This window comes from Micromonospora sp. NPDC023633 (assembly GCF_040640035.1).
In the GTDB taxonomy this organism is placed as follows: Bacteria; Actinomycetota; Actinomycetes; order Mycobacteriales; family Micromonosporaceae; genus Micromonospora.
Genome location: NZ_JBFABB010000182.1, coordinates 1 through 10,001, shown reverse-complemented (window position 1 = coordinate 10,001; position 10,001 = coordinate 1). Strand labels below are relative to the sequence as shown.

Here is a 10,001-nt window from a genome sequence, read left to right as displayed (position 1 = left end):
CTTCGGAAGCTGGAAGACCGTCTACGAGCGCCATCGCCGCTGGTCAGCGGACGGCACCTGGGAACGGATTCTCCACGCCGTCCAGGCCGACGCCGCCTCCCGGCCGACGTGGACGGGCTGCTCGACGCATACGCCGACGACCCGGTCCTGTCATAACGCCGGACGGCGCACGGCGGGTGGGCGACGTGGCCCGCAGCCGGGGATGCCGGCGGCTCACCAAGGAGGATGTCTCGAGCACCTCGATCTCCCTGTCCTGGCGAACGGATCGGGACTGGGGCGACGCAGAGCTGCGACGCACCTACGAGTTGGTAGCTGGTGCCGCAGGCTGGCAGGAGGCGCAAATACCCGACCGCAGGCCGGCTGTTGATGGCGAGGTCTTCCTCAGCTGGTGCCGCAGGGTGCGAGACGTGCCCAGCCGCCTGATCGTGCGGTCCGACCCGGCGCAGCGGGTTGACGTGCGTCCCAGCACCGCCGACCGCTCGCCGTCGCCGCAGTGGTCGGTGGCTAGCCCTGCCGGCATCTACCTCACCATCTTCGCGGACCAGACCTGCCCGGCGTCCTGACAGTCGAGGTCGAGATGCCAGGGCTGTGCTGATCGGCCATGCCGGGCCGCGCTGACGGCGGTGCCGCCGTCCGCCATGCACCGCGCCTAGATCCTCGCTGCCTGTATGGCCTCCGGCGTAGCTCGCCATCATTGAACCGACCCCGCCATGCTGACAGTCAGGCCAGTTGCTGGCGTACCCGGCGGGCCGGGGTGAATACGTAGAGGTCAAGCATGCCTGGAGGGTCGGCCAGGCCGGGGCCGCCTGCGTGGATCCAGGAGGCGATGTCGGCGGCGGCACCCGGATCGTTGGCAAGGCCGAGCCACACCGGTCGGCCGCCGGCTTGACGGCCCTCGCGAGAGGGTTGCACGACGATGACGTTGGCGTGCTCGCAGGCGTCCAGGCAGCCGCTGACGCGGACCTGCGCCGTCCCGGCCAGCGTCCGCCGCAGCTGGGCCAGCTGCCCGGCGTGGTCGATTCCGGGAACCTTGCTGGTACCGCAGCAGCAGCCCCGGCACAGGGTAACCGTGCAGCCGGCTGCCGGGTCGATATCGGCGGCTCGGCGTGGGCGGCGGTTCACGAGGTTTGGCCGATGGCGCGGCGCCAGGCCCGGTTGGACAGCAGCCGTAGCCCGTTGAGGCCGACGATGACGGTGGAGCCTTCGTGTCCGGCGACACCGAGCGGCAGGGGTAGATGTCCCAGGAGGTCCCAGGCGACAAGCACGGTGATGAACGTGGCGGCGATGATCAGGTTCGCGATCACCACGCGCCGGGCGCGGCGAGACAGGGCGATGACTGCGGGCAGGGCGCTCAGGTCGTCGCGGACCAGGACGGCGTCGGCGCTGTTCAGTGCAAGGTCGGAGCCGTGGCCGCCCATCGCGACACCCAGGTCGGCGGCGGCCAGTGCCGGGGCGTCGTTGACGCCGTCGCCGACCAGTAGCACCCGCCGGCCGCCGGTTTGCAGGGCGTGGACCTGGTTGACCTTGTCGGCCGGCAGCAGTCCGGCGCGTACGTCGCTGATCCCGGCTTCGCCGGCGAGGCGGGCCGCGGCTCCAGGGTTGTCGCCGGTGAGGAGCACCGGCTTGATGTTGGTGAGCCCGGTGAGGGCGGACACCGTGGATGGGGCGGCGGGGCGGATGCGGTCGGCCAGCGTCAGGACGCCGGCCGGGATGCCGTCGACGAGGACCACCACGGCGGTGCGCCCAGCGGCCTGCGCGGTCTGCACGGCGGCGCGCACCTGCGGCACGGACTCCAGGTTTGCGGTCACCGTGTCGAGCAGGATCGGGCTGCCGACCTGCACGAGACGCCCGTCGACAGCGGCGCGCACGCCGCGTCCTGGGGCTGAGTCGAAGTCGGCGGCCGCCGGCAGGGTGAGACCGCGCTCGTGGGCGGCGGCCACCACGGCCGCGGCGATCGGATGCTCGCTGGGATGCTCGGCTGCGGCGGCCAGCCGCAGCAGATCCTCGCCGCTGATCGTCCCGGCGGGGTGGATCTCCGCCACGCGCGGGGTGCCCTCGGTCAGGGTGCCGGTCTTGTCGAACGCCACGACATTGGTGTCGGCGAGCTTTTCCATGACCACGGCGGACTTGACAAGCACGCCGTGTCGGCCGGCCAGAGCTATCGCGGACAGCAGCGGCGGCATCGTCGCGAGGACGATCGCGCACGGCGATGCGACGATCATGAAGGTCATCGCCCGCAGCAGCGTGCTCCGAAGGTCCGCGCCGAACACCAACGGCATCACGAACAGCGCGATGGTCGCGACCACGACGCCGACCGAGTAGCGCTGCTCCACCTTCTCGATGAACAGCTGAGTCTTGGCCTTACTCGCCGACGCCTGCTCGACCAGAGCGACGATGCGGGCGATCACCGACTCGCCGGCCGGACGGTGTACCCGGGCCAACAGGGTGCCGGTGCCGTTGAGAGTGCCGGCGAACACCTCATCACCTGCGGCCTTCGCAGCGGGGAGCGGCTCGCCGGTGATGGTGGCCTGATCGACCTCACTGGCCCCGTCGACGACGACGGCGTCAGCGCCGATCCGCTCGCCCGGACGGATGCGAATCAGCTCCCCGACGCGCAGCTCGCCGCTGGGCACACTGCGCTCGCTGCCGTCGGGCTCTACCCGGGTCGCCTGCTCCGGAGCCAGGTCCAGCAAGGCTCGGACGCTGTCGGCGGTACGGGCGGTGGCGAACGCTTCGAGGGCGCCGGAGGTGGCGAAGATGACGATCAGCAGCGCCCCGTCGAAGACCTGCCCGATCCCGGCCGCACCGATCGCCGCGACGATCATCAGCAGGTCCACATCCAGGGTCCGCTCCCGCAACGCACGCAGCCCTGCCAGCGCCGGCTCCCAGCCACCCGCGGCGTAGCAGACCAGATACAGCGCCCACCACACCGGTGCCGGTGCGCCCGCCAGCTGCGCTATGCCGCCGGCCGCGAACAGCAGCACGGCCAGGGCCGCCCACCGGATCTCGGGTAGCGCCCACAACCGTGCGGTCAGTCGCTGCGGCGGGCCTGCCTGGACAGGAGCTGCTGGCGCAGTGCTCGAATGAGTCGTCATGGTCACGACCACAGACACTACCTGCATACCGATGCAGATAGCTAAGCAGCTAGGCAGATGAGCACGGTGGCTCCCGCTATTCTGGAGGCGTGCATACCTCGCTGCCGGAATTCCGCATGCCCAACGACGAGCAGGTCCACCTCGCCGCCGAAGGCTTCCGGCTGCTCGCCGACCCCACCCGCATCAAGATCCTGTGGGCGTTGCTCCAGGGCGAGTCGTCGGTGGCGTGCCTGGCCGAGTTGGTCGGCGCCGCGCCAACCGCAGTGAGCCAGCACCTAGCCAAGCTGCGCCTCGCCGGACTGGTCAAGGGCCGCCGCGAAGGCACCTACGTGCACTACTCTGCCGCCAACACTCACGTACGCGCGCTGCTCGCCGAGGCGCTGTTCCACGCCGACCACGCCAACCGGGACCTGCCCGACCATCCCGGCGGCGACCCGGCTGCGCATACCTACACCTCCGACCCGGCGGCCAGCGCCACCTGACCTGCGCGGCGCCACAGAGCTCGACAGCTGCCGCGTCGATCAGGCAGGAGCGGCCTGCGCCGCAGCGCGTTCGACCGCCCGGTGAAGCGGTGGACCGGGCGCGGTGGGCCGCCACGACAATCAACTATCTGGCAGCCGGCGACACGTTCTCGCCTACGTGGTTTCCGGGCAGGTCGGCGTCGGTGGCGTGGCCGGGCTCAAGGAGCCCTTTTCATCGTGACGGTGCTGGTCACGGGCGGTGGGGTGGGGATCGACCACCAAACGCTGCACCGGCACCGGCACCGGCACCGGCACCGGCAAAAGACTAGGCGGGCGATGCTTGAAACTACGCCGCCCGGCGGCGGCTGGCACCCCACCCACGGCGTGTGGGCTACCAAATCGAACTACCCGTCCGGCCCCAACAGACCCGCCGGCAGCTACGCCGTAGCGGCTTCGACAGCCGCGACACCGCCACCAGCGAACTGCGCCACGCCCGCGGCCTGCTCGAACTCGCCGACGGCGACACCAACCTCGCCGCGCAGATCGGCGACCTGCGTGGGTGATCAGACATACCGGCCGGGCTGCCAGCAGCTCGACGACGAGCGCCCGGTCGACGATCTCTTCGTCGGCGATAGGAAGCCGGACGTGACCGGGAGGGTCCAGCAGCACCTGGACGCTGACCTCCCCGCGGGCAACCCCCTGACTTGTCTACTGGAGTCAGATGCGCGGGTCTGCAGCCCGTAGCGTCAGGGCGCCGGTCGGCACTGGCTCGCAAACCCCTTGCCGCCCTCGGGCTGGCTCATCAAGAGCGTGCCGCCGCTGGCCGGCGCCCGGCCGTGGCGTGGCTCAACAGAGGCGTGCTCAAGGATTCCCCAAGTCAGGCTGCCCGCCACGGTGATCCTCGTTCGTTCTGGCGGAAGGAACCCGGCTCTCCGTGATCACGATCGGGTCGCCGGTGACCCGGACGTGACGCCGCCGGCCGCCACACCGCCAGCCGGCGACGCCGACGCCGCACCGGAGCCGGCCTACCGCAACGTCGAGGCGTTCGTCGGGGACTACCTCGCCCACGTCGTCGAGCGGCGCCTCGCCACTGGGCCGACCTCTGGGGTGAACTGGTGCCCCCGGTGGTGGGCGCACCCGGAGGCGATCTCCCGCCTGTACGCGCTGTGGAGAGCCTGGGAAATGCTGCGGGTCAGCGACCCGCAGACCGGAATGAGCATCTGGTGGCGCGACCACCTAGACCCGCATCTCGCCGCGCTGGCCGCCGAGTACGGCCCGTTCAGCCGGTGCAGCCCCGACAAACGAGGCACTAGCAATTCCAACCGGACCAGCTCCGCGTCGGTGGCCCGCACTGCAGCGACTCGTTGGCACCAGGGGCCGCACCGCCGACACGAAACTCCTGTTCTTCAGCGGCAGCGACTACGCAGCCACCGCCCTGGCGTATGCCGACGAGATGGACATTGCCCTTTCCACTTTGCCTTGAACGGCTCCATAACGGGGGTGCTGGCGCTACGTAACAACTCCTAACGAAATGATGTTGTGGGGTGGGTCCGTGCGTGGCACAGCTTGATCAGCGCCGAGGCATCCCGCCATGCGGACTGTTGACGATGAGCGGCACGCTGTCTGGTGCCAGAAAATGGTGGCCATCGAAGTACTCCAGGTGAACGTGGCCGCCGTCGTCCATGTTGGCTACATCGCGTAGCAGGTCGGCGAGGAGCGACCGGCTTTCCGCGCCACCGTGGATGCTGAGATAGCTGCGATCGTCGACACCAATGGCGACAGGGCCTTGCGTGACTTTGATGACGACATTCCATAGGTGTCGCGGGTGAGCGGACGGCGCAAGGCTCAGCTCGCCTCCGCTTGCTACCAGGTCAGCGAGGTGACAAAGGTCTGCCCGGGCACTCGCGATGTCGACGCCCTCGGCGGCGGAGTAGTAGTCAAGCCTCACCCCGCAACCGTAGGCTCCCGCGCCTGTCTAGCAACTTCCGGCCCTGAGCGGTGGAGTCGGCGCCAGCAGATGATGGCGCAGGCGAGGGTAAGGAAGGCCTCGTGGATGTCGTCGCGGATCTCCCAGCGGATGCGTAGGCGGCGGAACCAGTGCAGCAGGGCGATGGTCTGTTCGACGATCCATCGTCGGGTGCCGAGGCCTGAGCCGTGGTCGGTGCCGCGTCGGGCGATGACCGGGGTGATGCCCTTGGCGCGAAGCTGGCGGCGGTAGCAGTCGTAGTCGTAGCCCCGGTCGGCGTAGATGCGCTGCGGTCGTTGCCGCGGCCGTCCGCGGATGCCCTTGATCCGGGGGATCTTGTCGACCAGGGGCAGCAGTTGGGTGACGTCGTGGCGGTTGCCACCGGTCAGGCTCACGGCGAGAGGAATGCCGCCCGCGTCGGTGATGACGTGGTGCTTCGAGCCCGGCTTGCGGCGGTCGAACGGGCTCGGACCGGTTTTGGGCCGCGCTTGAGCGCCGGACATGGGAGCCGTCGATTACCGCCCGCGACATGTCCAACTGATCGGCGGCCCGCAGCTTGCCGAGCAGGACCTCATGCAGTCGTTGCCAGACACCGGCGTCGTTCCAGTCCCGCAACCTGCGCCAGCAGGTCATGCCCGACCCAAACCCAAGCTCCTGGGTAGGTACTCCCACGGGATCGCGGTGTAGAGCACGAACAGGATCCCGCACAACACCTTGCGGTCATCGAGAGGCTTGCGACCCGGGAACCGACGCCGCCGGGGCGGACGGGGTGGCAGCAGCGGTGCGATCTCGGCCCACAGCTCGTCCGAGACGATCCACGGCGGCTGCTCACCCCTCCTCACGTTCAGACAGAACGATCCTCACGTCTTCGAGGACACGCCCAACACCATTTCGTTAGGAGTTCTTATCCGCATCATCCGCCCGCGAATCCGCTGCGCATCGACCCCGAAAGCCCAGGTCAGCGCGAACCCGCCAGGCCCGGCATGGTGGGGCACAGACGTGACCCACATACGACCCATACCGACCCGAGGGTCAGCGGCAACCATGAATATTGGCTGGTAGAATTTGTGCGCCCGAAGGGACTCGAACCCCTAGCCTCCTGATCCGTAGGACCGGGAGTTGTGCCTGTCCCGCGGCTGGTGCGACGACCCCGCCCGCCGCGAGAAGGCCAGCGTCGGTGTGGTCACCAGCTTGGTCGATGGCGTTCTGGGCTCGTCACCAGGCGGTCCAGCCTGATCGCTACGTCGTTTCCGTCGAGACGTAGCCGACGGTCACGCGGGGAGCCCTGAGTCGTGGCGGCCTGGGGCCGAGTTCGAGGAACACCTCATGGACATGAGGGTCCGTGCGCCCGGACCGCCCGCGATCGTTCCGGCACCGTTGATCACCTCGCCCACCCAGCCGTCGTAGCGCAACCGGATCAGCATGATGTGGACTCCGGCGCCGAGTGGCCCGTTCTGAAATCCCTCGGTACTCAGCGTTGCTATCTACCGGTACCTAGTGTTACCGTCTACCGGTAGTCAGCGTCGCTTGGTAGCGAGAGGATGATGGCATGGGCAACCAGATGACAGAGATGCTGAAGGGCACTCTCGAGGGCATCGTCCTGGCGATCCTGGCCCGCAGATCCGCATACGGCTACGAGATCACCGCGTGGCTGCGCGACCGCGGATTCTCAGACATCGCGGAAGGCACCATCTACGCGCTGCTCGTCCGCATCGAGCAGCGCGGATTCGTGGACGTGGAGAAGGTTCCCTCCGAGAAGGGGCCCCCGCGGAAGGTGTATTCGCTCAACGCGAAGGGGCGAGACCAACTCGCCGAGTTCTGGAGGACGTGGAGCGTTCTCGCGGAACGCATCGAGCAACTCCACCACAACGACAACCAAGACGATGAAGGAGCATGAGGGTGGCCGCGAAGTGGATCGAGATGCTCGTCGGGTCGTTTGAGCAGAAGAAGCAGTACAAGCACCACATGGCCCGCATGGAGGCCCTGCCGGAGCCCTATCGCAGCGCGGCCAAGGCTCTTCAGCGGTACTTCATGTACCACGGAGGGATCCTCGACGGCGACACGCTCATCACGATGCTCGGCGACTTCGTCGACCTCTGGGAGCGTGCGGTCGCCGATGGAACGCCGGTCCGCGCGATCGTTGGCGGCGACCCGGTCGAGTTCGCCGAGACGTTCCTGCGGGCGTACTCCGGCAAGCAGTGGATAGACAAGGAACGCGAGCGCCTCCGGAAGGCGATCGACGCCGCCGCCGGCGATAACGGCGAGGAGAAGGGCGCATGACCACCGAGACGCGCGAACCCGCGATTAGGGTGCAGGCCATCACGAAGTCCTACAAGGACCTGCACGTGCTGCGGGGCGTCGACTTCGACGTGGCAGCCGGGAGCATCTTCGCTCTGCTCGGCTCGAACGGCGCCGGAAAGACCACGCTGGTGCGGATCCTGTCGACATTGCTGAAGGCGAACACCGGCACCGCGACCGTCCACGGCTTCGACGTCTCCTCGGCCCCGGGCGAGGTACGCAAGTCGATCAGCCTGACCGGGCAGTTCGCCGCAGTCGACGAAGTGCTCACCGGCCGGGAGAATCTGGTCCTGGTCGCGAAGCTTCGCCACCTGAAGAACCCGGGTGCGATCGCCGACGACATGCTCGCCCGTTTCTCGCTCACTGATGCCGGGAACCGCCGGGCGGGGACGTACTCGGGCGGCATGCGCCGGCGGCTGGACATCGCGATGAGCCTTGTCGGCAACCCGCCGGTCGTATTCCTCGACGAGCCGACCACCGGCCTCGACCCGCAGGCCCGCATCGAGGTCTGGCAGACGGTGAAGCAGCTCGCCAAGGATGGCACGACCATCCTGCTGACCACCCAGTACCTCGACGAGGCCGAGCAACTCGCCGACCGGATCGCGATCCTGCACAAGGGCACGATCATCCAGAACGGCACTCTCGCCGAGCTGAAGCAGCTCCTCCCGTCCGCCAAGGTCGAGTACGTCGAGAAGCAGCCGACCCTCGAGGACGTCTTCCTCGCCCTCGTTGGCGACACCAGTGACACCGCCGACAAGGCAGCCATGTCCGCAGCAGAGGAATCCCGATGACCGCCCACGTCCTCAGCGACACCGGAACCCTCACCGGCCGCTCCCTGCGTCACATCCTCCGCAGCCCGGACACCATCATCACCACAGCGGTCACCCCGGTCGCGCTGATGCTGCTCTTCGTGTACGTGCTAGGCGGAGCCATCAACACCGGATCCGACGAGTCGTACATCAACTACATGCTCCCGGGCATCCTGCTCATCACCATCGCATCCGGCATCGCCTACACGGCGTACCGCCTGTTCCTCGACATGCAGCGCGGCATCTTCGAGCGCTTCCAGTCAATGCCGATCCCACGACCCTCCGTGCTCTGGGCGCATGTCCTGACCTCACTCGTCGCCAACCTGGCCTCGCTCGTGATCGTCACAGGCGTCGCGCTGATCATGGGGTTCCGCACCGGCGCATCCGTAGCCGACTGGCTCGCCGTCGCCGGCATCCTGATCCTGTTCACCCTCGCCCTCACCTGGATCGCCGTGATAGCGGGCCTCTCCGCTAAGACCGTCGACGGCGCGAGCGCCTTCAGCTACCCGCTGATCTTCCTGCCCTTCATCAGCTCGGCGTTCGTCCCCACCGACTCGATGCCTGGCCCGGTCGCGTGGTTCGCCGAGAACCAGCCGGTAACGTCCATCGTGAACACCCTCCGCGCGCTGTTCGCGCAGCAACCCGTCGGCAACGACATCTGGATCGCCCTCGCCTGGTGCGCCGGCATGCTCGTGGCCGCCTACGCCGCCGCGACAGCGATCTACCGCAAGAAGATCAGCTAGCCGATCGCAAAAAGACAGCGCCGCATCCGCATGGATGCGGCGCTGTCCCCTGCGCAGGTCTGCCACCCTGCGCGCGGCACTAACGACCTCGTGCACGGTTGCGAATCCTTGAGCATCGATGATCGCTGTTTGTGCCATGGCTGGCGCTGCGATCATGATGAACCCTCGAATGACAGGCATGTCTCGGCAGGTGATTGCGAGCCTGGTCGCGGAACTGGCGCCACGGTGGCAGGCCCGCCACCGTGGCCGGCTCGCCGCGCGAACGCGTCGTCGCCGCATCGGCGCTGGCGCGAAGCACCGGTTCGGGTTCACCCGGCCGCCTGCTGGCCACGTTGGTGCACCTGCGGCACGGGTTGACCCATGACGTGGTAGCAGCCTGGTTCGGGGTGCACCGCTCGACGGTCACCTGCAGCGTCGCCGAGGTGCGGCCGCTGCTGGCCGAGCGGGGTTGCCGGGTGCACGACGGAGTCAGGCTGCGCACTCTCGCCGACGTGGTGACGTACCTGGGTCACGACCCGCGGGCCGCTGCGCCTCCGCGTGCCAGAAGCCGACCGTCATGCCAAGGCCGCCGCTGCCCGGCGCAGTTGCTGGGCGGCGGCGTCGTGGTCGAGGCGCTGGGCCAGCCCGTC

Annotated in this window: 12 protein-coding genes and 2 pseudogenes; 10 read left to right on the top strand and 4 right to left on the bottom strand. The window is 68.4% G+C overall.

Translation table 11 applies throughout. The annotated features are described in order from the left end of the window. Together AB0G13_RS32110 and AB0G13_RS32105 are read left to right on the top strand one after the other, a co-directional pair. Positions 1-94, top strand: a pseudogene (locus AB0G13_RS32110) (IS5/IS1182 family transposase); the annotation flags it as partial. Between the two features lie 313 nt (positions 95-407). Next, positions 408-563, top strand: a complete 156-nt coding sequence (locus AB0G13_RS32105) for a hypothetical protein (RefSeq protein WP_357882616.1) — start codon at positions 408-410, stop codon at positions 561-563. 157 nt (positions 564-720) lie between these two features. Here AB0G13_RS32105 and AB0G13_RS32100 read toward each other — a convergent pair whose 3' ends face one another. Beyond that, positions 721-1,122 carry a (2Fe-2S) ferredoxin domain-containing protein gene (locus tag AB0G13_RS32100; RefSeq protein ID WP_357882613.1) on the bottom strand — a complete coding sequence of 134 codons (402 nt, stop codon included), beginning with the start codon at positions 1,120-1,122 and terminating at the stop codon, positions 721-723. After that, complete coding sequence (locus tag AB0G13_RS32095) at positions 1,119-3,095, bottom strand: heavy metal translocating P-type ATPase (protein WP_357882619.1); 1,977 nt, start codon at positions 3,093-3,095, stop codon at positions 1,119-1,121. Before AB0G13_RS32095 ends, AB0G13_RS32100 begins: the two co-directional genes overlap by 4 nt. A gap of 89 nt (positions 3,096-3,184) precedes the next feature. On the opposite strand from AB0G13_RS32095, the gene AB0G13_RS32090 reads away from it, so the two are divergent. The 3 genes from AB0G13_RS32090 to AB0G13_RS32080 all read left to right on the top strand — a co-directional run bounded on the left by AB0G13_RS32090 (position 3,185) and on the right by AB0G13_RS32080 (position 5,083). Next, positions 3,185-3,577 (top strand): metalloregulator ArsR/SmtB family transcription factor, encoded by a 393-nt coding sequence (locus AB0G13_RS32090; RefSeq protein WP_357882611.1) that lies wholly within the window; start codon positions 3,185-3,187, stop codon positions 3,575-3,577. Positions 3,578-3,942: 365 nt separating this feature from the next. Next, positions 3,943-4,119 (top strand): hypothetical protein, encoded by a 177-nt coding sequence (locus AB0G13_RS32085; protein ID WP_357882608.1) that lies wholly within the window; start codon positions 3,943-3,945, stop codon positions 4,117-4,119. Between the two features lie 247 nt (positions 4,120-4,366). Then, positions 4,367-5,083 (top strand): DUF4913 domain-containing protein, encoded by a 717-nt coding sequence (locus AB0G13_RS32080; RefSeq protein WP_357882605.1) that lies wholly within the window; start codon positions 4,367-4,369, stop codon positions 5,081-5,083. A 43-nt stretch (positions 5,084-5,126) separates the two neighbouring features. Here AB0G13_RS32080 and AB0G13_RS32075 read toward each other — a convergent pair whose 3' ends face one another. Next, positions 5,127-5,504, bottom strand: a complete 378-nt coding sequence (locus AB0G13_RS32075; RefSeq protein ID WP_357882602.1) for a hypothetical protein — start codon at positions 5,502-5,504, stop codon at positions 5,127-5,129. Next, positions 5,501-6,337 (bottom strand): annotated as a pseudogene (locus tag AB0G13_RS32070) (IS5 family transposase). Before AB0G13_RS32070 ends, AB0G13_RS32075 begins: the two are co-directional and overlap by 4 nt. Before the next feature lie 734 nt (positions 6,338-7,071). Between AB0G13_RS32070 and AB0G13_RS32065 the strand changes: the two are divergent. The 5 genes from AB0G13_RS32065 to AB0G13_RS32045 all read left to right on the top strand — a co-directional run. Next, positions 7,072-7,419, top strand: coding sequence for a PadR family transcriptional regulator (locus tag AB0G13_RS32065; RefSeq protein ID WP_357882599.1), 348 nt, complete (start codon positions 7,072-7,074; stop codon positions 7,417-7,419). Beyond that, positions 7,416-7,802, top strand: a complete 387-nt coding sequence (locus tag AB0G13_RS32060) for a DUF1048 domain-containing protein (RefSeq protein ID WP_357882596.1) — start codon at positions 7,416-7,418, stop codon at positions 7,800-7,802. Before AB0G13_RS32065 ends, AB0G13_RS32060 begins: the two co-directional genes overlap by 4 nt. After that, positions 7,799-8,611 carry an ATP-binding cassette domain-containing protein gene (locus AB0G13_RS32055; RefSeq protein WP_357882593.1) on the top strand — a complete coding sequence of 271 codons (813 nt, stop codon included), beginning with the start codon at positions 7,799-7,801 and terminating at the stop codon, positions 8,609-8,611. The genes AB0G13_RS32060 and AB0G13_RS32055 overlap by 4 nt, the downstream gene beginning before the upstream one ends. Beyond that, positions 8,608-9,372, top strand: coding sequence for an ABC transporter permease (locus tag AB0G13_RS32050; protein ID WP_357882590.1), 765 nt, complete (start codon positions 8,608-8,610; stop codon positions 9,370-9,372). Before AB0G13_RS32055 ends, AB0G13_RS32050 begins: the two co-directional genes overlap by 4 nt. A gap of 242 nt (positions 9,373-9,614) precedes the next feature. Beyond that, on the top strand, positions 9,615-10,001 hold a 387-nt coding region (locus tag AB0G13_RS32045; protein WP_357882587.1), incomplete at its 3' end, for a transposase family protein.

What these genes read in the sequence shown, in the direction of transcription:
- AB0G13_RS32095 (WP_357882619.1), bottom strand. Translation starts at nt 3,095, where the DNA reads ATGACGACTCATTCGAGCACTGCGCCAGCAGCTCCTGTCCAGGCAGGC.
- AB0G13_RS32065 (WP_357882599.1), top strand. Translation starts at nt 7,072, where the DNA reads ATGGGCAACCAGATGACAGAGATGCTGAAGGGCACTCTCGAGGGCATC.
- AB0G13_RS32060 (WP_357882596.1), top strand. Translation starts at nt 7,416, where the DNA reads ATGAGGGTGGCCGCGAAGTGGATCGAGATGCTCGTCGGGTCGTTTGAG.
- AB0G13_RS32055 (WP_357882593.1), top strand. Translation starts at nt 7,799, where the DNA reads ATGACCACCGAGACGCGCGAACCCGCGATTAGGGTGCAGGCCATCACG.
- AB0G13_RS32050 (WP_357882590.1), top strand. Translation starts at nt 8,608, where the DNA reads ATGACCGCCCACGTCCTCAGCGACACCGGAACCCTCACCGGCCGCTCC.